This is a genomic window from Micromonospora sp. NBC_01655 (genome assembly GCF_026339755.1).
In the GTDB taxonomy this organism is placed as follows: Bacteria; Actinomycetota; Actinomycetes; order Mycobacteriales; family Micromonosporaceae; genus Micromonospora.
On sequence record NZ_JAPEQF010000001.1, the window covers coordinates 1,889,982 to 1,908,847 of the forward strand.

At 71.0% G+C, this 18,866-nt stretch carries 29 protein-coding genes; 6 read left to right on the top strand and 23 right to left on the bottom strand.

Features of this window, described 5'->3' with window-relative positions; translation table 11 throughout:
• The first annotated feature begins 1 nt into the window (after window position 1).
• Complete coding sequence (locus OOK41_RS08955; protein ID WP_266263863.1) at window positions 2-523, top strand: hypothetical protein; 522 nt, start codon at window positions 2-4, stop codon at window positions 521-523.
• Window positions 523-1,032 (top strand): hypothetical protein, encoded by a 510-nt coding sequence (locus OOK41_RS08960; RefSeq protein WP_266263865.1) that lies wholly within the window; start codon window positions 523-525, stop codon window positions 1,030-1,032. The genes OOK41_RS08955 and OOK41_RS08960 overlap by 1 nt, the downstream gene beginning before the upstream one ends.
• A gap of 69 nt (window positions 1,033-1,101) precedes the next feature.
• Here OOK41_RS08960 and OOK41_RS08965 read toward each other — a convergent pair whose 3' ends face one another.
• The gene (locus OOK41_RS08965; protein ID WP_266263867.1) at window positions 1,102-1,488 is read right to left on the bottom strand and encodes an AlpA family transcriptional regulator; all 387 of its coding nucleotides are present in this window, start codon (window positions 1,486-1,488) and stop codon (window positions 1,102-1,104) included.
• A gap of 98 nt (window positions 1,489-1,586) precedes the next feature.
• On the opposite strand from OOK41_RS08965, the gene OOK41_RS08970 reads away from it, so the two are divergent.
• Window positions 1,587-1,739, top strand: coding sequence for a hypothetical protein (locus OOK41_RS08970; protein WP_266263869.1), 153 nt, complete (start codon window positions 1,587-1,589; stop codon window positions 1,737-1,739).
• 58 nt (window positions 1,740-1,797) lie between these two features.
• Entirely contained in the window at window positions 1,798-2,085 is a 288-nt protein-coding gene (locus OOK41_RS08975; protein WP_266263871.1) for a hypothetical protein, read from the top strand.
• Between the two features lie 104 nt (window positions 2,086-2,189).
• On the opposite strand, the gene OOK41_RS08980 is transcribed toward OOK41_RS08975, so the two are convergent.
• From OOK41_RS08980 to OOK41_RS09040, 13 genes are all read right to left on the bottom strand, one after another.
• The gene (locus tag OOK41_RS08980; protein WP_266263873.1) at window positions 2,190-2,435 is read right to left on the bottom strand and encodes a hypothetical protein; all 246 of its coding nucleotides are present in this window, start codon (window positions 2,433-2,435) and stop codon (window positions 2,190-2,192) included.
• A 249-nt stretch (window positions 2,436-2,684) separates the two neighbouring features.
• Window positions 2,685-2,939 carry a hypothetical protein gene (locus OOK41_RS08985; protein ID WP_266263875.1) on the bottom strand — a complete coding sequence of 85 codons (255 nt, stop codon included), beginning with the start codon at window positions 2,937-2,939 and terminating at the stop codon, window positions 2,685-2,687.
• Window positions 2,940-3,216: 277 nt separating this feature from the next.
• Window positions 3,217-4,119: a hypothetical protein gene (locus OOK41_RS08990; RefSeq protein WP_266263877.1), complete on the bottom strand. Its 903-nt coding sequence runs from the start codon at window positions 4,117-4,119 to the stop codon at window positions 3,217-3,219.
• Between the two features lie 217 nt (window positions 4,120-4,336).
• Window positions 4,337-5,905, bottom strand: coding sequence for a hypothetical protein (locus OOK41_RS08995; protein ID WP_266263879.1), 1,569 nt, complete (start codon window positions 5,903-5,905; stop codon window positions 4,337-4,339).
• Window positions 5,906-5,958: 53 nt separating this feature from the next.
• Entirely contained in the window at window positions 5,959-6,111 is a 153-nt protein-coding gene (locus OOK41_RS09000; protein WP_266263881.1) for a hypothetical protein, read from the bottom strand.
• A 10-nt stretch (window positions 6,112-6,121) separates the two neighbouring features.
• Entirely contained in the window at window positions 6,122-7,501 is a 1,380-nt protein-coding gene (locus tag OOK41_RS09005) for a hypothetical protein (protein WP_266263883.1), read from the bottom strand.
• 24 nt (window positions 7,502-7,525) lie between these two features.
• Window positions 7,526-10,864 (bottom strand): phage tail tape measure protein, encoded by a 3,339-nt coding sequence (locus tag OOK41_RS09010; protein ID WP_266263885.1) that lies wholly within the window; start codon window positions 10,862-10,864, stop codon window positions 7,526-7,528.
• 3 nt (window positions 10,865-10,867) lie between these two features.
• Window positions 10,868-11,020 (bottom strand): hypothetical protein, encoded by a 153-nt coding sequence (locus OOK41_RS09015; RefSeq protein ID WP_266263887.1) that lies wholly within the window; start codon window positions 11,018-11,020, stop codon window positions 10,868-10,870.
• A 4-nt stretch (window positions 11,021-11,024) separates the two neighbouring features.
• On the bottom strand, window positions 11,025-11,477 hold the full coding sequence (locus tag OOK41_RS09020) for a hypothetical protein (RefSeq protein ID WP_266263889.1): 453 nt from the start codon (window positions 11,475-11,477) through the stop codon (window positions 11,025-11,027).
• The gene (locus OOK41_RS09025; protein WP_266263891.1) at window positions 11,396-11,938 is read right to left on the bottom strand and encodes a hypothetical protein; all 543 of its coding nucleotides are present in this window, start codon (window positions 11,936-11,938) and stop codon (window positions 11,396-11,398) included. Before OOK41_RS09025 ends, OOK41_RS09020 begins: the two co-directional genes overlap by 82 nt.
• Window positions 11,939-12,018: 80 nt before the next feature.
• Complete coding sequence (locus tag OOK41_RS09030) at window positions 12,019-12,498, bottom strand: hypothetical protein (RefSeq protein ID WP_266263893.1); 480 nt, start codon at window positions 12,496-12,498, stop codon at window positions 12,019-12,021.
• Window positions 12,491-12,865, bottom strand: coding sequence for a hypothetical protein (locus OOK41_RS09035; RefSeq protein ID WP_266263895.1), 375 nt, complete (start codon window positions 12,863-12,865; stop codon window positions 12,491-12,493). The genes OOK41_RS09030 and OOK41_RS09035 overlap by 8 nt, the downstream gene beginning before the upstream one ends.
• A gap of 12 nt (window positions 12,866-12,877) precedes the next feature.
• On the bottom strand, window positions 12,878-13,213 hold the full coding sequence (locus OOK41_RS09040) for a hypothetical protein (RefSeq protein WP_266263897.1): 336 nt from the start codon (window positions 13,211-13,213) through the stop codon (window positions 12,878-12,880).
• Between the two features lie 78 nt (window positions 13,214-13,291).
• Between OOK41_RS09040 and OOK41_RS09045 the strand changes: the two genes are divergently transcribed.
• Entirely contained in the window at window positions 13,292-13,492 is a 201-nt protein-coding gene (locus OOK41_RS09045) for a hypothetical protein (protein WP_266263899.1), read from the top strand.
• On the opposite strand, the gene OOK41_RS09050 is transcribed toward OOK41_RS09045, so the two are convergent.
• The 4 genes from OOK41_RS09050 to OOK41_RS09065 are packed head-to-tail and all read right to left on the bottom strand — an operon-like array spanning window position 13,489 to window position 15,437.
• Window positions 13,489-13,896, bottom strand: coding sequence for a hypothetical protein (locus OOK41_RS09050; protein WP_266263901.1), 408 nt, complete (start codon window positions 13,894-13,896; stop codon window positions 13,489-13,491). The two genes, OOK41_RS09045 and OOK41_RS09050, sit on opposite strands and share 4 nt — an antisense overlap.
• A complete protein-coding gene (locus tag OOK41_RS09055; RefSeq protein WP_266263903.1) occupies window positions 13,893-14,282 on the bottom strand; it encodes a hypothetical protein in 390 nt (129 codons plus the stop codon). Before OOK41_RS09055 ends, OOK41_RS09050 begins: the two co-directional genes overlap by 4 nt.
• Window positions 14,282-14,671, bottom strand: a complete 390-nt coding sequence (locus OOK41_RS09060; protein WP_266263905.1) for a DUF6093 family protein — start codon at window positions 14,669-14,671, stop codon at window positions 14,282-14,284. Before OOK41_RS09060 ends, OOK41_RS09055 begins: the two co-directional genes overlap by 1 nt.
• Before the next feature lie 10 nt (window positions 14,672-14,681).
• Window positions 14,682-15,437 (bottom strand): hypothetical protein, encoded by a 756-nt coding sequence (locus OOK41_RS09065; RefSeq protein WP_266263907.1) that lies wholly within the window; start codon window positions 15,435-15,437, stop codon window positions 14,682-14,684.
• A gap of 43 nt (window positions 15,438-15,480) precedes the next feature.
• Between OOK41_RS09065 and OOK41_RS09070 the strand changes: the two genes are divergently transcribed.
• A complete protein-coding gene (locus tag OOK41_RS09070) occupies window positions 15,481-15,864 on the top strand; it encodes a hypothetical protein (protein ID WP_266263909.1) in 384 nt (127 codons plus the stop codon).
• Here OOK41_RS09070 and OOK41_RS09075 read toward each other — a convergent pair.
• From OOK41_RS09075 to OOK41_RS09095, 5 genes are all read right to left on the bottom strand, one after another.
• Window positions 15,838-16,266, bottom strand: a complete 429-nt coding sequence (locus OOK41_RS09075) for a hypothetical protein (RefSeq protein WP_266263911.1) — start codon at window positions 16,264-16,266, stop codon at window positions 15,838-15,840. The genes OOK41_RS09070 and OOK41_RS09075 overlap by 27 nt on opposite strands.
• Before the next feature lie 3 nt (window positions 16,267-16,269).
• The gene (locus OOK41_RS09080) at window positions 16,270-16,653 is read right to left on the bottom strand and encodes a hypothetical protein (RefSeq protein WP_266263913.1); all 384 of its coding nucleotides are present in this window, start codon (window positions 16,651-16,653) and stop codon (window positions 16,270-16,272) included.
• Between the two features lie 61 nt (window positions 16,654-16,714).
• The gene (locus tag OOK41_RS09085) at window positions 16,715-17,047 is read right to left on the bottom strand and encodes a hypothetical protein (protein ID WP_266263915.1); all 333 of its coding nucleotides are present in this window, start codon (window positions 17,045-17,047) and stop codon (window positions 16,715-16,717) included.
• The gene (locus tag OOK41_RS09090) at window positions 17,047-18,111 is read right to left on the bottom strand and encodes a major capsid protein (RefSeq protein ID WP_266263917.1); all 1,065 of its coding nucleotides are present in this window, start codon (window positions 18,109-18,111) and stop codon (window positions 17,047-17,049) included. Before OOK41_RS09090 ends, OOK41_RS09085 begins: the two co-directional genes overlap by 1 nt.
• On the bottom strand, window positions 18,111-18,833 hold the full coding sequence (locus tag OOK41_RS09095; RefSeq protein ID WP_266263919.1) for a hypothetical protein: 723 nt from the start codon (window positions 18,831-18,833) through the stop codon (window positions 18,111-18,113). Before OOK41_RS09095 ends, OOK41_RS09090 begins: the two co-directional genes overlap by 1 nt.
• Window positions 18,834-18,866 lie beyond the last annotated feature (33 nt).

The following is an 18,866-nucleotide window of genomic DNA, read 5'->3' on the forward strand; positions in this document are numbered from 1 at the left end:
CGTGGAACACACCATGTCCCCGACGGCGGTGGCGATCCTGCTGCTGCTCGCGATCGTCGTCGACTACATGAGCATCGGGCCGAACTCGTTGCGAGACCGGGCCGCGTTCTTCATGGCCCTGCCCGCCATCCGCGAGGGCTTCAACGGGTCGCCCGCCGACCAGAAGACCGTCGCCGCAGCCGGCGGCGTGATCCAGAGCCTGCTCGACTCCACCGGCGGCGCATACATCGCCGGAGCCAGCGTCAACGCGATCCTTGGCGCGATCATCGGCCTGCTCTGGATCTACACCATCGGCTGCCTGCTGCCCGTCAAGCTCGGCAAGAAGCTCGGCCGGTTCGCGACGCTGAGCTTCCCGCAGAGCCCGCTCTACCGGCTCAATGGGAAGCTCTGGATCGTCGCGATCATCCTCGGCATGATGTCCGACCTGCCCGGCGGCGTCGTCGGGGACCTCACCCGCTCGCTGGTCGACATCGTGACCGGCGTCGTCGCCCCGCTGCCCGCCCTCCTGTTCGGAGCTGCCTGATGCTGACCACCACCACGCTGCTGGCCGCCGCCGAGGAGCCGTCCCGTGGCTGGGGCGGGCCCATCGCCCTGGCCATCGTCGCCGCCGTCTACATCGCCGGGGCCACCATCCACCACCACGTACGGTCCCGTCAGGACCCCTCCCCCACCGGGGAGGGTGACACCGGTGTCAGTGTCAAACCACAGGTCAGCACGGTGTCTGACACCGATGACACCGACCGTGACACCGACTGGTGGGGAGGGATCGCCGAGGTTGGCGGGCGCCGCATCCGGGTCTACGGGCCCGCGCCTACGGCGGGCCGCGAGGCTGACGTGGATCTCGACCAGGACGACGAGGAGGAGGAGGACGAGCCGGAGACGATCGAAGCCGTGATCGGCAAGATGCTGGACCGCGGCCACCAGTACGCCGAGATCGTGCGCCACGTGATGGAGGAGTTCGAGGTGTCCGAGGCGACGGCGAAGCGCAGGATCCGGGAAGTCCGCGCGGAGCGGATCGCCGCGGCGAGCTGACCCCTGCACGCACGAGAGCGCCCCCGCCGGCCGGAAGCCGTGCGGGGGCGCTGCGTGTGCGGGGGAGGGCTACTCCGTGGGCTCGTCGTCCTCGTGGGGCTCCACAGTCAGCACGCCGCCAGCGTTGCCGAAGGCGTACCGGCCCGGGGCGAGCGGCATCCCTCCCGCGCTGATCGTGGTCCCGTCGAAGCGGATGTCCCCCGGCGGCAGCGGGAGCAGCTCGTCGACGGGCTTGGCCGGGGTGGGCGCCGGGACCTCGCCGGTGTCGGCCTTGCGCCAGCCGTGGCCGGGCCGGCTGGCCTGCCACCGGTCGATCGTGGCGGGCAGCCATGCGGGCGAGCGTCCGATCACGCGGTCGGGCTCGGGCAGGTCGCCGCGGCTGCGCATGCGGTGGATGCTGGCGGGCTTGATGCCGAGGCGGGCGGCGAGGGCGGCGCTGTCGAGGTAGTCGGTCACGCTGCTCAACTTACGTTGTCCATGTGGGCTTGACAAGGCGGATGCCGCCCCCGTAACGTTGTCCATGTCAGCAGGACAACGTACCGAGGGAGACAGCGATGACCGCCACCGAGATCCGCACCGCCGCCCGCCAGATGGTCCAAGCCGGCACCGCCCCCACCCTGGCCGCCGCCACCGGCATCCTGCTCAACGCCGAGGCCGCCCTCGCCGCCGCCACCTGGCGGGCCGGGCTCCCCGCCCAGGACCGCTGACCGCCCCCGGGGCCGACCACCAGGTCGGCCCCACCCCGTACCGACCTGGAGGAATCCCATGAGCCAGCCCGCCACCGCCACCCCGACCAGCGCCCTGACCCCTCGGGACCGCCTCCGCTTGTTCCGCATCCTCGGCCGGATGCCGTTCGGGGCTGGAGTCCGGGGCGCCCGATCCCCAGAGGAGATGACCGTGGACAGCCTGGCCGACACGTTGGAGGCGCTGGTCGACCGGCTGAACGAGCACGGCGACGAGTGTCAGGCACGGGACGCCAAGTTGCAGGAGCACGAGGACCTGATCCGCGCCGGCCGGCGCCTGTTCGCCGCGCTCGCCGCACCTCAGGACTGACCCCGGACACAGAACGGCCCCGCCCTCCCACCAGGGGAGAGCGGGGCCGCTGAGGTTTGGTCGGCGCCGACCGGGACGTCACCGGCAGCACCGCGCCGATCATCCTACCGGCGGCCGGCGAGCATCGCCCGCACGGTGGCCGGTGAGTACACGCGGCCCCGGGCGATCGCGGCGACCACCAGCGGCGCGAGCACGGCGACCAGGCCGAGGATCGCCGTCTGCTGCGCGTCGGACAGCGGCAGGCCGAACGCCACCAGCAGCGCCAGCACGGCGGTCACCGCCGCAGTGAGCACGCCGACAGTCACCAGCGGCTCCGTGGCCGCAGAGTCGGGCGAGGGGATCTGGGTCATCAGTACCTCCTGGGTACGGTCGTGAGATGGTGCGGTACAGGCGGGTCCCCGCCGGCTGGGCGGAGATCCCAGAGCCGTGCCCGGCCGGACACCGGGACGCGCGTGGGCGCCCGGAGACCACCCCGGGATGGGGTGGGTGCCCGGTGCCGGGCTGCGGGGTGATGGGGAGGCAGTGGCGGTGCCGGCGGCCCGGATGCGACCGGGTGACGCAGGACCGGCACCAGTGCCGGCAGTAAGGCGCGGGCGACCCTAGCCCGGACAGCCGAACTCGGTACGGAGCTGGGCGATGCTCGCGGCGATCCGCAGGCCGGCCGGGGTCTGCGGTGGGGACTCCCGGTACGCGTCATCCAGGGCCACCACCACCCCGCACCAGCGGCGCTCCGACTCTCGCCGCGCCTCAGCGGACAGGGCCGCCGAACGGGTTGACGACACCAGCGCCAGCCCGGCCGCCAACACCGCCGTCAGCAGCACCACGACCAGGACGTGCCAGCCTCGGACCGTCACCGCGGATCACCCGCCCCGGATGATGGGGCCGGCGACGATAAGGACGGCGGCGACGACGATGGCGGTGACGGAGAGCCAGATCCGTCCGACGTCGCCGCCTCGCGTCGCAGCCCCAGCACCCCGCCCACCGCCGGCCCGGTCAGCAGCGTGACTGCGGCGACCAGCAGCGCCTCCGAAGCCCGGCCGGCCGGGACCAGCACGGTCTGGTGGACTATCACCCCCAGGCCAACCGTGACGCAGCCGAGGTCGCGTAGCGCCCGGGTGAGTCGCTCCAGCCTCACTCACGTGCCTGGCCCGGGCCGGCCAGCGCGGTCAGCGCGGCGGCGAGCGCCGCCGGGTCCTGGCCTGCGGCCACCAGCGCGGCGGCGACCTCGGCGGCCGTCTGGTCGCCCGACCCGGTGAGCAACTCCAGGATCTGGAGCGTGCGGCCGTCGGCGTTGGTGGCCAGGTTGTTGGCCGTGACCAGCGCGGCCGTCTGGTCGACCAGCACGATCCCGTGGGCGGTCCGCCCGTCGAAGCCGGCCGGAACGAACGCCCAGGGCAGGCGGGACATCTCGGCGGCGACCTTCGGGTCCTTCAGGATGGCCAGGAACTCGGCAGCGGTCATGGTGCTCTCCTTGCTGGTGGGGGCCTTGATCAGGCCGATGGTGGTGAGGTACCGGCGGTACACCGCCGTCTGGTCCCGTCCCGCCTTGATGGCGTCCCGGAAGTAGCTGATGTGCGTGTGCCAGCGGTGCGACGAGTCGCCGGTCGTGCGCTTGCCGAGCCGGTCCCACCGGCGGACGGTCTTCCCGTCCGGGCTGTAGATGACCTCGCGGATGTCCCGGGTGTCGGGGGCGCTGGCCTTGCACTGGGCGACTAGCCACGCCGAGAACGACCGCAGGTCATGGGCCTTGCCGGCGACGCGGACGGACCAGTCGCCGACGTCCAGGGCACAGGCGTCGGAGGTCAGCCCCGCCTGATCCCGGGGGGACTCGGTCACGGAGTAGTCGCGGATCTGCCCGGACACCCGGCGGACCCGGTCCGTGCCGCAGTGGTAGCCGCCGATGTGGGCAGGGTCTCCGACAATCCCGACCTCCGCCGGGTCCAGGTCCGCCGAGCGGTTCACGCCCTTGTTGACATCCAGATGGGCGAGCAGGAGCTGCCGGACCGCGATCAGGGTCGGCGGGCTGGTGGTCACGATGAACCTCCGGTCACAGGAGTCAGGGGGCCGCGCTGCTCCAGCAACTGCGGCCAGGACAGTCCGCCGGTGAGGCGGGTGGAGCAGGTGGGGCACTCCCCGGGGTCCCAACAGCCAGTGCTGCTGGCACGCCACTCGATGCCAGCCCGGTCGGTGACGATCCCGCTCGGCGGCGGGTCGGGCAGTTGCAGGGCCGAGAACACGCGGTTCCTCCAGGTCAGCGGCGGCGCGACGACGGCATCTGCTTGATCAGGCCGGCGATCATCCGCGGGGTGGTCCGCTCGTACGAGTCGAGCGCCAGCGAGGCGGCACCCTCGCTGGTCCGGTACTCCGAGCTGACGATGCGAAACACGGTCACCCCGTCGCGATCGGTCGCGTTGAGTGCGTCCACCCGTGGGAGGATGCCGCGGACCCGGATCAGGCCCGGCCTGATCTCCCACGGCATGACCATCCGGCCCGTCTGGATGTCCAGGATCGGGCGGGCGATCCTGAGCCTGCCCGCGTTGGGGGCAAACTGGTGTTGGGCGAGCCACTGGTCACCGGCACGCTGGGCCGCCGCCAGGCTGCCGACGTCGGAACCGAGGTCGATGGAGCCCTGCCGCACCAGGGCGGCGGCAGTCAACTCCCGGACGCTGGACGTGCGGACCGTTGCCTGCACCCGGCCCGCTGAATCCCGCCACCGCACCGTCACCTGGTTGTACAGCTCGCCACCGGAGCCCTGCGAGTCATACCCGTCGGTCACGTCCGCCTCGTAGCGGACGGTCGTCGGGCGGGGCACCCATTCGAAGCGGTAGCCGCCCGGACCCAGCTCCCACACCCGCCACGTGTAGCCAGCCTCCAGGGCCATCAGGTCGTCGAGCACCTTGTCGGCGCTTACCCCGTCCGGGTAGGCGAGCTGGTCGATGGCGTAGCTGGTGGCCGCGATCGTCGAGGTTGCCGGGTCGTACTTGGTGAGCACGCGGCCCAGCAGGTCGGCGACGACTTCGGATGCAAGCACGGTCGGCCCGTAGCCGGTTGTCTTCTCGTTGCCGTTGGCCAGATAGCGCATCGCCACCGCCGACATGTCCGTCACCGCCACCCACACGTTGTCGTTGCCGACGGTCACCCCAGCCCCGCCCCGGACCAGACGCACGTAGAACACGTTGCGGCCGTTGTCGAAGTCCGCCACCACCACCCGAGGGCTACTGGCGCCGCCGGTGGTCGTCAGGGTCTGTGCCCGGGGGATCTGCGCGGTGCCGGTGCCCGTGCCAGCCAAGCCCTCGATCGTGTACCCGGCGTCGGTCACGCCGGCGTCCCAGCTGTAGTCGATGCGGGCCAACTTCTGGCCGGCGTCCCAGATCGCTCGGTACCGCATCGCCACTCGGGCACCCGTCGCGAGCGTCTGTCCCTGTGGGAACTGCAAGATCACGGCGTCCTTGCCGCTCCCGCCCGGGTCATCACCGCGGGTGTCTGTGCCCCCGGCGGCGTTGATGCCAATCCTGTCCAACCCCCCGGCCAGCGGATTGTCGATGTAGATCAGCGGCAGGGTGCGGTCCCGGGTGTGTGCGTGCCCGCCCATCGCGGTCAGATTCCACACCTGACCGTCTGGGCCGGCAGACCGTGACGGGTCTTCCAGCCGACCGTCGAACAGGATCGTGCGGTCCCGTCCGTCGTACACGGTGAGCTGCCCGTACATGGTGATCTCGTCGGGTTGGATGTTCAGCGGACGGTCAAGCGGCACCTGGCAGGACTTGAACCCGCCCGGGTCCTCCCACCCGTACACCAGGTCCCGCGCCTCGGCGGTCACGTGTCGGATACCGCGGGAGGTTCGCAACTCGATCGTCAGGGGGATCGGTAGGCTCACGAGCCGCCCTCCGGGTCTTCGAGCTTCCCCTCCCACACCACGGTGCCGTCACTGTCCCGCCACCGGACGGTAAGCAGTTCGGCCAGCACTTCGGCGGAAGTGACACCCTCGGGATACGCGATCTGCTCGACAGATTCGTCAGCACTCACGGCGGTCTCCTCAGCTCGACGGCGGACGCACATACCCGTACCGGGGCCAGTAGTACGGGGTGAGCGTCGAGGTGGAGGTGAGTGCCGCATCTGCCAGCGCGGCACCGTCAGCCAGCCACACCACACGGTTTGTCACCCCGGGTGACAGCATCGGAAACCGGCCCGCCACCTGCGATGGGGCCTGCGGCGGTCGAATCTCACCCGACGCGCCCACCGCGTACACCATCGTCCGGGCGGCATCGATAGCCCCGGCCGCAGCACCACTGTCGGAGGACACCCGCACGGCCGCGTATGCGTCATCCGCCGGTACGAACATGAGCAGGTCAATGTCGAGGGTGCCCGTACCGCTGACCCGCTGGGCAAACACCGACACCCGGATGCCCTGCACGGGCACCTCCACCCCGCTCACCCCATCGGTGACCGGATCTGCCCCGTACGGGTACTGAATCGTGCCCAGGTCCACGTACCGGGGGCCGGGTGCCTGGGTGACGGGCACCGCGTCGTTGGACACCTGCAACGTGCCCAGCGGCCCGTACACGAACTGCACGTTCCAGGTGTCCAGCACCTGTGACTGCCGCACACGGGCCAACACCCGGTACCGGCCGCGCACGTCCACGCTGGCCGCTGCGGGGAACGGGTCGGCGTAGATCCGCTGATCCATGTCCGTGTTCAGCGGGGTGATCCGCACATAGTTCTGCCCCGAACCGGACATGGCCGTGTCGTTCGATGCCGCCAGCGCAGTCGCCGTGGCCGTCACCATCGACTCGGCCTGCAATACCAGCGGCGCCGCGCCCGGGGTGCCCCGCCTCCGCAACCCGAGCACCGGATACCGGGTTGCAGCCGCCACAGCCATGAAATCGGCACCCAGCCGCAGGTAAAGGGGTGTTTCCACGTCGCCCTTGACCCCGGTGATGTCCAGGTAGCAGCCGCCCGTGCTGGCCGGATTGTTCGATACCGTCACCGGTGACAGGGTTTCCTTCAAGCCGTAGGCGAATGGCTCGGCGGGGATGGTGACCCTGGGCTCCTTGGTGAACGGGTCCCAGTTCACGTTGTCAGGGCCTGCCCGGAAGGTGCGGAAGAACACCGGGCTGCTCGTGCCGGGCCGGTAGCGCAGGATGTTCGCCGGCCGGTCCAACTCCCGCATGAGCTGCTGAAGCATGCCGGCCCGCGCATCATCGGACACACCGTCTATGCGCAACACCAACGTGATCGTCCGGTTGCCGTACGCCACGGCCGGGTAGCTCTCCCCGTCGCCCAGCAGGGTCGTGCCGGCAACCGCCCGCTTCAACTCCGGCATACCGAACGTGGTGCCGTCGCGGACCGTCCAGCCCGGCCCTTGCAGGTCGAGCCGGACGGTGGGCGACGCCGCGATGGAGTCGACGAACTGCACGTCATACCGCGCCACAAACCCCCCTCACCTGGCGTACACGTCGGCCTGGCGGCCCATGATGTAGCCGACGGTGTGGCCATCCATTTGTACGGACACCCCGTGCAGTGCTCCCCGAATCGCGGCGGCGAGCACCGCCGGATCCGCGACCACACCGCCGGCCGCCTGCTGGCTGCCACCGGACGCCGGGGGTTGGGTGGTCACCCACTCCGGGCCCCGCTCGGCGAAGCTGTACGTCTTGCCGGAGGTGACCCCGACACCCCACACCGGCTCGCCGATCACCCCGCCCCGGTCCATGGCGATGTGGTCGTGCGCGTTCCCACCGGCGAAATTGTGCTGCTGCCAGACCGCGCCGGTGTAGGTGTGCCTGCGCCCGTTGTGGATGTTGAATTCCTGCCACGGGCTGATGAGCTCCTTGGTCCGGGACATGTAGTGCTGGTTCCACCACACGGCCAGCTCCCGCGATGGCGGGAAGTCCACCGCCCGGTTGTCCGCGTGATAGCTGCGGTTCCCCGTCAGCGTCGTCGCACCTGGCCGGTACGTGGAGATCGCCCGCAGGTGCGGAAACGCGGCTTTCACCGCCGCGACGATCGCCGGCGCGGTCGCCCCACCCGTCGGGATCCCCGGCGCCACCACCGACAGCACCTCACGCCGGGAGGGAATCCGCGTCTTCGCCGCAGTCGTCCGATACGGCCACACCTGGCCGCCGCCTGCATACCCCGGCGTCGTGTCCACCACATCCTCGGGCACCGTGCCGTGCCGGTTCATGTGGTCCAGCAGCCCCGGCGCCTGCTGCTCCAGCTTCCGCCGCGACGCCTTGCGGATCACGAACTCGTCGGCGTGCACGATGCCCGCCGGTTCGTACATGTCACCCGGTCCGGTCCACCCGCCTGTGGCGTAGTCCCGGCCCTGCACCGGCCCCTGGAAATTCGCCGGGATCGCGCCCTTCTTGAGTGCCTGCTGGTAGACCGACAGCCGCTTCAGCCGGTCAAGAGTCACCGGGTAGCCGACCACCGAGATGAGAGCGCTGTAGGAGCCGTCAAACGCGTCCGCTTTGGCCTTCGCCCCCTTGAGCTGCTCATCCGCCGCAGTAGCACCCGGTGCTGACGCGTTTGCGCGGTAGTCGCCCGCGTACTCCTCCGCGTTGGCCTTCGCGGTACGGAACTGGGTGGCCACGTCGGAGACCTGCCGCTCCGTCAATCCCGCAGCGAGCAGAGTCGCCCGCAGCGCCGGCGTCATCTGGCCGTCGAAGGTGCCGCTCAGCTCGCCCGCCTTGCTCTGCAACTCGATGGCCGCGAGCGCCAGCTTTCGGGTCGCCTCCTGCGCCTCGCTGCTATTACGGCCGTGCTCCTTGACCGCCGCCGCCGCGGCCTTTTGAGCCTCCGTCAGCTTCTGCTGGGCGTCGAGCAGCCCGAACACCGGATCCGTTTCGGCCTTCATCTTCGACGCCAGGTCGACCAGGGCGTCGCGCTGACCTCGGGCGGCAGCCGCAGCCGCGTCGGCAGCGGTCTTGTACTCCTTCGTCACGCCCGTCAGCGAGCTGGTCGGAGACACCGTCTGCGCCGCTGCCGCCGCAGTGGTCTCCAGGGCCGCCGCGTACTGCGGGAACAGCTTCTTCAGCTCGTCGACCGACACACCGGTCTTGCCTGCCTCGGCCGCCAGCCGGTTGAAGGCGGCCTGCGCCTCCTCGGTCTTGCCGCCCGACACGAGCTGCGCGAACGCCTGGTCCATCGCCGACACCCGCTCCCGGGTGCGGGCCAGGCTGGTGTTCATCGACTCCATACCCGGAATGGACTCCAAGGCGTCCTGACCCCAGCGGACAAACCTGCGCCGGCTGTTGTCGGTGTCCGCCAGAAACTTCAGACCCACGTTCAGGTCCTTCATATCGGCACCGAGCACCCGAGCGGCCTCACCAGCGACCTGCCCCGACTTACCCCACGACTCCAACCCCTTCGACATGGCCTCAACCTGCGGGTTCAGGTCCCCGACCGCCTTGTTGACGATCGCCCCAGTCACCTGGAGCGCAGCGAACGCAACCGCCGCCCGGCCCGCCCACTTCGTGGTCGCCTCCAGGCCCCGGGCCGCCCGGGCACCGGCCGGACCGGTCGCCTCCAGCTCCGCCCGGAACTCCGCGTTTGCCCGACGCGCCTTCACCCAGCCGGCACCGAGCAGGGTCGTCGCCCCGCCCAGCGCCGCCATCACCGTCAGCGTGCTACCCACCGCCGGCGGCAGGTCCGACAGCTCGTTGACGACGCTGTCGAGGGTCTGCACGAGCACCCTCAGCCCCGAGTTGGGGCCCGACGCCGACTCGATGGCCAGGGTTTCCAGGCTGCCTCGCAGCCGCTCAAGGTCACCGGCGAGGTTGTCGGTGCGCATCGCCGCCGTCTCAGCGGCGTAGCCGGCGTCGTTCGTCTTGTCGATCCACGTTTGGATGCCCTCAGCACCCTGCTCGTACAGCACCGACGCAGCCCGGATGGCATCCTGACCGAAGATGGTCGCCAGGGCGGCGTTGCGCTGCTCCTGCGTGAGCCCACCGAGTTGCGTCTTGAGCTGACCTGCCAGCTTGGTGATGCCGACGAACTGGCCCTGAGCGTCGTACGTCTGAATGCCCAGTTCAGCCATCAGGTCAGCAGCATCCCCGGACGGCTTGGCCAGCATCAGCAGCGCCGTCTTCAGGGACGTGCCTGAGTCGGAGCCGAGCAGGCCAGCCGACGCGAACGCCGCCAGCGTGCCGGTGGTGTCCTCGACGCTGAGGCCCATCTGGTGCGCCACCAGACCGGCCTGCGACAGCGCGTACCCCATGTCGTGCACGCTGCCCTGAGCTTTGCCTGCGGCGGCGGCGAGCAGGTCCGCGATGTGCGGCACGTCAGCGCCCTTAAGCCCGAACTGGGTCATGGCGCTGGCGGCCGTCTCCGCCGCCTCGGCCACGTCCAGCCCCCCGGCGGCGGCCAGGTCCAGGGCACCGCGCAGGCCACCGGTCAGGATCGCCGACGTGCTGACGCCGGCCTTGGCCAGCTCCTCGATGCCCTGCGCCGCCTCAGTGGCCGAGTAGGAGGTGTCCTTGCCGGCCTGGAGAGCAGCCTCACGCAGCCGCTCCATGTCGCCGGCGGATGCCTTCGTCGCCGCCTGTACGGCGCTCATCTGCTTCTCGAAGTCCATGGCGAACTTCGCAGCCATGCCCGCCGCGCCGAGCATGCCGACGCCCATGAGCGCCGCCTGGTCGGCGACCTGATCGAGCCGGCCGGCCCGGGCTGCCTTGTCCATGTCGCCGACGAAACTTTTCGTGGCGGCCCCAGCCTGCCGCAGGCCAGCCATGTAGCCGGAAACCTCGGCGGTCAGCTTCACGCCGACCGTACGCAACGCCACAGATCAGCCCTCCGTCTTCGGCGGGTCAGCAGGCCAGAGCTTCTTGAGGTAGGGGCCCACATCGATGTGCAGCACGATGGGCCGCCAGAGTTCTTCGGCCACCACCTCGGCGATCTGCTTCGTCGTCAGCACCACCCGAACCGGTCGCTTCCCCATCCCGTCACCCCCTTCGGCGCACCTGCCACAACCGCGCGGACGCGTACGGACTGGGCTTCTTGCCGTCGTCAGCGGCCCGCATCGTCTCGATCAGTGCCAGCTGCGCCCGGCACGTCGACCGATCTACCTGGAACGAGGGCCCGGTCTCCTCCGGCGAGGTACAGTCCTCGATCGGGCCGCCGTGCAGCGGGCACAGCCGCGACCGGTACAGGACGAGCGCGAGCATCTCCGCCCGGTCCTGCTCGGTCCACTCCGGCTCCCGGGTCGTCACCGACCGCACCAGCCGGCCCCGCCGGTTGTAGTAGTGCCGGGTCGTCTCGGCCGGCTCCCGACCGTCGAACCGGCTGGGCGGGATGCCGAGCCGGTCGGCCGCCTCTACTCGCTGCCGGAACCCCGCGTCATCCTGGAGGCGACGGGCGAGAAAGGGATGTCCACCCCACCCCGGTTCAGGTCCCACGCCGCCGAGGCCAGCTCGTCGAACTGCCGGTCAGTGAGCGCCTCGTCGAGCAGCAGCGTCCACTCCTGCTCGTCGAGCACGGGATCGATGACGGACTCCCGCACGAGAGCCGGGAAGAACGTTTCGATGTTCACCCCCCGGACCCGGTCCCGGGCGTCGATCTCGTTGCCGTCCTTGCGGGGCGGGTGCTCACCGATGAACTGGTGCCAGCGCGGCCGGGTCATCGCCCGTAGCCGGAACTGGTAGGTGTGCGCAGCCATCTGCTCCCGCAGCGCCTCCATGCACTCGGCGATGGCGGCGGACCCGTCGCCCTCGATGGACGTGGTGAGCGTACGTAGCGCGTCGTCGAGCTGCCGCTCCAGGTCCTCGAACTCAGCGGTGAGGTCACCGCGCAGGCAGACCGGAACGGCCCGCTCAGGCAACCGGGCAGCGGCGAGCAACGCCTTGAAGTCGGTGGTCATGTCCTGGCCCCTTCATCCTGGCCCAGACGTGGAGCGGGGACGGACCGGGCCAGGTGGTCCGCCCCCGCGATCAGGGAGGGTCAGGCGACGACCGCGCGCAGCGCCGGCGCCGACTGCATCTTCATCGGGATCTCGAACCGCTCGACGGTGTTGGGCTCGGGGTCCATCCACGCGGTCTCGCCGCACATCACGTGGTAGACCTGGATCGGCTGCGCGGCCACGTGAGCGGTCACCGCGTCCAGGGACCGACGCACCACCACGAAGCCGACCACGTCCGGCAGCAGCGTGCCGTAGACGATGTCCGACCCGGACTGCTTCTTGAACCGCAGCAGCGTGCCACTGAAGCTGCGACGGCCGTTGACGCTCGTGTCGAACGTCGACTCGATGCCACTGGTCGGCACGTCGGCGGTCTCCGGCCGGAACCCGACCAGACCGTCCGCGGTCATCCACTGGCTGACCCGGATGCCGGCGGCGATCTCCGCCTGGGTCACCGCGTTCATGTTCGCGACGGCGGGCAGCCAGTCGACTCGCACCTTGCCGTCGCCGGGAATGTCAGCCATCGGCCTGCGTCTCCTTCATGCTGGTGGTGGGCTTCCCGGCGGGCGCCGGTGCGGTCGGTAGGGCGGCCGCGCTGGGCGTGGCCGGGACCGGCGTGGCGACGTCGGCGGGGTTGGCGGCATTGAACGGGTCTGCCGGAGGCGGCGGGTCACTGGGCTGCCAGCCCTTCTGCTGCCACAGGCTCGCCACCTCGATCGGGAACTCCGCCCGCCCGCCGTGGACCTCGTGACGCATCCACACCATGCCGGCGGCCGGCTCGCCGTCAACCACCGACCAGCCGAGCGGCTTCCACCGGTCCCGCTCGTCGGCGCCCTCGATCAGGGCCTTCGAGCCGTAGCCGTTGGTCATCCAGTACGTCTTCTTCGTCATCGCGTGGGCCTCCTATGCGCGGTACAGCTCGTAGGTGACGCCGGTCAGCGCGCCGGAGAAGGTGAGGGTCGCGACGCCGGTCGCCGAATTGATCGCCGAGCGGGGAATAAGGATCATCCGCACACCTGTGGCCGGCGCTGCTACCGGCGTGACGGTGCCCGGGTTCGCCGACGGGGTGACGCCGGGATCCTGCACGGCGACGTTCGTGGCGGTCCCGGTCGTGATGACCCGCAGGAAGACGCCGTTCACGCCGAAGCTGGATGCTGCGATCGTGTCGGACGCCGACGGCGTGATGGGCGCCGGCGTCGTGCCCGTGGTGACCACGGACTGTGCTGCTTGCAGCGCCATGCGCCGCACCTCCTGAGTGGATAGGTCCGCCCGGCTGGCGGAAGTGAACTCTTGAATGCCGCCGGTACGGTGTCCGGCATGAGCCAGCAGAACGAATCGCGGTGGAGCCTCACCCACACCGGCAACCGGGTACTCCTGGCCGTCATCGCCGGGGCCCTGATCGCGTGCCTGTGTGGCGGCACCGACCTGCCCGTGCCGGTCCAACTCGTGATCCTGCTCGTCGTCGGCGGTGGTACGTACGCGCTGGTGACGCTGCTGCACCGGTCCCGCCGTCGTTAGGCCGGCACGCTCTCCAGTCGGTACACGTCAACGCGATCCATCACCAGAACACCGGTGGACTCGTCGCGCTGCGGCGGCTGCCCGTCCTCACGGCGGATCGGGAAACACTCCCGGCCCGTAACGGACGGCACCACATCCAGCAGTGCCGCACGCACCCGCTCGCCGAGCGCCCGCGCTGCTGCCGCGTTGCCGCCGACGCTGTGCACGTACGCCCACAGGATGTGCCGCTGCGAGACGCCGTCCAGGGGCCGGGAGTCGGGCAGCTCAGGGTCGGCGTCGGCGAAGTACACCAGCACGTACGGCGGCACAGTTCCGCTGGGCGCCGCACCATCCAGCACCTTCATCGACCCCGGGGCAGCCTGAAGCAGACCGAGGACCGCGTCGGCGTGAGCCCGGATCGTCACCGGCCCTCCTCCACCAGCCGCACGGCCAGGTCTTCCAGCGCCTTCTCAAAGCGAGGCTTCTCCGCCTCCGCCGCCGGAACGCCCCCGGGGATCGGCGCGTTGTTGACCGAGCCGTACTCGAACAGGTTGCCCAGCGCGCCCTGCGGCTTGTCCTTGTCCGGGCCGATCTCCGCCGTGGAGCCGGCCGACGTCTCCCGGGTGTCGTAGGTGACCGCGTACGGCAGCCGGGGTGCGTGCGCATGCCCGGACCAGCGTCGCCGCCAATCGGTCTTGATGTTCAGTGCGCCCTTCTGCACAACCTTCCGCACCTCGGCCGGGGCTGCCGCTGCCGCCTCGGTCAGGTCGACCGCCAGGAGGTGCAGCTCATGGGTCTCGATCTCGGCCATCAGCTCGTCCGCTCCGTCACACCGACCCGCCGCGCGGTCGCATGGCTCTTGTGCGCCAGGTCCCTCACCAGGAATGTCCGTCCCGCCAGATCCGGATCGTGCGCCGACGCGATGACCGTCATCTCGTCGCCGGCCTCCAGCCCCACCACCGACATCGGCAGGTGCACCTCCAAGCGCAGCATCAGCTGAAAGTCCTGCCCGACGTCCTCCTGCGCGGCCTGACCACTGCGCTGCTGCACCCGGCACCGCCCGGCGTAGAGCTGCTCGTACGTCTTGACCACGTTGCCATCGTCGTCGCTGCCCTCACCGGTCACGCGCTGGATGGTGCAGGCGTCGACCATGAGCCGCTCGGCCATCGCCCGCCCCCGGGCGAGCGCCACCTCGAGCACGGGCCACCTCCTACGGTCGGACCACCACGCCGTTGTTCGGACGCACCACCACACCCGGACCAGGCCGGGCCACCGTGCCGCTGTACGGCCGGTGCACCTGCCGGCCCGGCACCGACGTGCTCGGCGCACCCACCTCGACCGGGACGCTGATGCCGCCCGGCGCGGACTGCGCAGACCAGGTCGCCAGCGGCTCTCCCAGCGCAACGGGCACAGCCAGACCCACCGGGGCGGTATCGGCCGACCAGCCGGCCCCAGGGGCACCGACCGCGACCGGCACCAACAGCCCACCCGGGGCGATCTCGCCCGTCCAGGACGCTGACGGGCCGCCCACCGCCACGGGCACCGGCACACCCACCGGGGCGATATCGGCCGTCCACGACGCGCTCGGGCCGCCCACCGCCACGCTGACGCTGATGCCGTCCGGGACGGCGGCCGTCGACCAGTCCGCCGAGGGGGCGCCGACCGCCGCCGGGACAGCGATGCCGTCCGGGGCCGTCACCGCATCCGCCGATGCCGCAGCCAGCTCGACCAGCAGACCGACCATCGACCCGGCGACGTCCGAGGTGACCTGCTCCCCGCCGTAGCTGCCGGCCGAGCCGACCAGTCGGTACGCCGCGTCGGCCCGTACGTTCGCGTTAGTCGTCGCCCGGCTGGTCGCCTGGTCGACGACCTCCGTGTACGCCACCGCCGGCACCAGGCCGGTCGGGATCGCGCCCGACGCCACCCGGCAGTGCGCGCCCACCACCAGTGCCGACCCGGCACCCACCCCGGTCAGGGTCGGCAGGGTTACCGCGGTCCCAGATGCGGTCGTGGTCGCCGCCTGGGCTACACCGAACGTGCCCCGGCACACGGTGCACTCCCATGCTCCCGTCATCGAGCCGCTGTTGGCGATCGTCGGCGGGGTGTCGCCGGCCTGGAGCACCCGCGACCACGCGTACAGCCTCGACGCCGCGTCCTCCGTCACCGGCCACGACGCCCCCGGCAGTGGCGTCCACCCGGCCGGCATCGTCATCGTCAGCGCGCTGCCCGAGACATGCCCCACCAGGACCGCCACGTCACCGGCCGCCCAGCCGGACGGCAGCGAGGTCGCGAAGCTGGTGCTGGTCGCCGAGCCGCTGCTGCCCGAGGTCACGCCGACGTACGAGACAGCCACGGCGAACCCCTCGTCAGCCGACCTTGAGGATGCGCGGTGACGTGTTCGGCCACGTCACCGTGACCATGCCGGTGCCCGGCTGGACCGGCAGGCCCGTGCCGGTGTCGTACCAGGCGATCAGCCGCTGCGCGGTCGCCGCCACGTCCGCGCCGCCGGCCGCCGCGGACGCCTGGAACAGCAGGAGGCCGTGGTTCGTGGCGTTCGTCGTCGCGCTGATCGTGGTGTCGTCGGCGTCGAACACGCCACCCGTCACCGTCTTGCTGGCCAGGGCCGCCGACGTGCCGTTGATCGTGCCCCCAGTGCCTGTCACATCCGAGACGAACCGGTGCGCCGCAGAGAACGTGTAGCCGCGCACAAGGGCCACCTTGACCGTGGCCGTGTCCAGGTCGATCGACCCGTCCATCAGACCTTCAGCCAGCGCCGTGAAGTACCCGTTCGCCACCGCTCACCACCTCCCGCAGTGCCGCACCGGCGAGCCCGCCGGTCGGATCGTGAACGCCCCCGACGAGGCGATACCCGCCGCCGCGAGCACCCGCGCCCGCTCGGCCTCCGTCAACGCCGCCCCGCCCAGCACCTCGGCCGCGTACGTGACGGAGTAGTCGTCGACCTGCTCCGACCGGATGCCTGCCGGGTTGAGCAGCACCCGCCGGGCCACCTCCAGCGCCACCGGCAGGAACGGCGACAGGTCGGTGAGAGCGTCGTAGCGGGCCGCCCCGACCTCGGCGCGGATCAGCGCCGTCGCCAGCGTCCTGGCCAACTCTGCCGACGCCTGGTCCAGGTCCTGCTGCATGTACGAGGCGAGCTGCGTCAGCTCGAACAGGTCAGGCACCGCTCACCCCCTGCGTGGTCCGGCCGGGGCCGGGCCGTGGCATCCCGACCCGGCCGGAGTCTCACTCGGTCCGCACACCGGCCGCGTCGAGCGCCGCGACGACGTCCTCCCGGGACGCGTCCGCCGCCACCTCGACGTTGTTGGCCGCGGCATACTCCCGCCACGCCTGGGCACCCGACCCGGCGCCACCCTTCGGCGGCGGGTCGCCCTCGCTCGAACCCGAGCCGGCCGGCGCCGAAGCCGGCGCGGACACGGGCCGCGGGGACCCGCCGTCGAGCAGGTGCGCGCCGACGCGGCCGGCCGCCCACTCCGGCACGATGCCGCCAACGGCCAGCAGCACGACCTCACCCGTCTCCGGGTGCGTCACCAGCGTGTTCGCGGTCAGGGTCGCCATCACAGCACCTTCACCGACATGATCAGGTCCGGGTCCGTGACAACCGGCATCGCGATACCCGCCACCAGCGTCCCGGTGTGCACCGGGTTCTCCGACTCCATCGCCACCGCCACCAGACCGGGCGCGTTCTCCTCGCCGAGCGCCTGCGCTCGGACGAGCTTCTTCGCCTCCTCCGTGGTGCCCCACTGGGTCTGACCCACCGGCATGCCGCCCTCGTTGCCCGGCTCCTCCGGCAGGATCACGATCCGGTCGTCGGGGATCTGCCGACGCATCACACCGGTGTGGTCCGGGACCGCCGTGTCGTCCACGATCAGCCGCGGCAGCTCCCGGTCGACGAACAGCTGCCGCAACTGCGCGGTGCCGATCGACGGCGGGGCACCGATCATCGACCCGAGCAGGTTCCGGAAGTCCGGATCCTTCAGCAGCACGTTCTTGATCCGGGTGCTCATGAGGATGACGCCCGGGTTGACCTCCTGGCCGGTAGTGTTCCGGTAGGTGGTCGTCAGCGCGTCGAGCTGGCCGAAGACATCCGGGGTGACGCCGTTCCACAGCGTGGGGGCGGTCGTGAAGTTCTGCGCCGGCAGGCCGAAGTCCACCGCGCCGAGCTGCAGCCGGTTCTCCGGCAACGCGGCCGTGCCGACCGTCACCTTGCCCGACCAGATCGCCTCACCCTGGGCCAGCATGACCCGCTGCAGAGCACCGCGGGTCAGGGTCAGCAGGTCCTGGTCGAACACCTCGGCGATCGCGTCTTCGTCGCCGGCGGCCCGGGCGACGTCGAGCAGCTGGGAGTCCTCCTCCAGCAGCCACAGGATGCCCGACAGCGGCAGCATCCGGCCGGTGACCTCGGTCATCTCCCCTCGGTCCAGCGGCACCGCCGGGGTGTTCCACGGCCGAAACGGGATCGCTCGCCGCAGCGACCGTGCGGACCGGCGGAACAGGTACCGGTGGTCGCGGCGGGTCACCGACGGCAGCCACCGCTGCAGGATGCCCGCCGGAAAGGGGATCTGACGGGCCGCGAGGGTTAGCTCCTCCGGGTCGGTCAGTTCGAGAGCCATGGTGGCCATCAGGCACCCACCTTGTCGAAGTAGATGGTCGGGGCGAGCTCGGCACGGGCCTGCGCGTCGAACCCGCCGTTGGACGGCAGGAGGTCCTCGTAGACCCGGCCGCGGTAGTAGAGGGCGGCGTCGACGTGCCGGCCCGCCCGGACCTGCCGGTCGTTGAGCAGGAAGCCCTTCGCGACCTCGGTGCCGCCGCTGCCGGTGTCCGTGCCACCGCCGGTGGTGGTGGAAACCGTCACGGTCGGGGTGGTGCCGCCCGTGAGCGCCGTGCTGTTCGCCGTCATCTGCGCCACGTTCGTGTTCGCCAGCGCGCCGACGAACGTCACGGTGACCGCGCTGCCCGGGTGCGGGCCGCCGGCGGTGGTGACGTTGCCCGCGCCGATCGTCGACAGCGCCTCCAGGGCGGTACGCACCTGCGCGGCGGTCGCGTTGTAGGGGATCGCGGCGGTCGTCTGGCCCGAGTAGGTCAGGGTGTAGGTGCCGCCGGTCGGGGTGCCGGTGATGGCCACCGACTGGACTTCCTCGGTGCTGCCGCCGTACGGCGCGTGCCGACCGGTCGCCGTGACCAGCGCGAGGCAGGCCCCGGACGGGATGATTCCGTCGGCGTAGACCGCCAGGACGGCGTCGGCGTCGAGGGTGATGGGTGCACAGTCGACCGGGAATTCGCCGGCCCACGTCGGGCCGCCGGCACGCCGGGTCGTCTTCGTCACCCCAAGATCGCTGTACATGGGTGTGATCCCTCATCTCTGGGTGGTGACCCC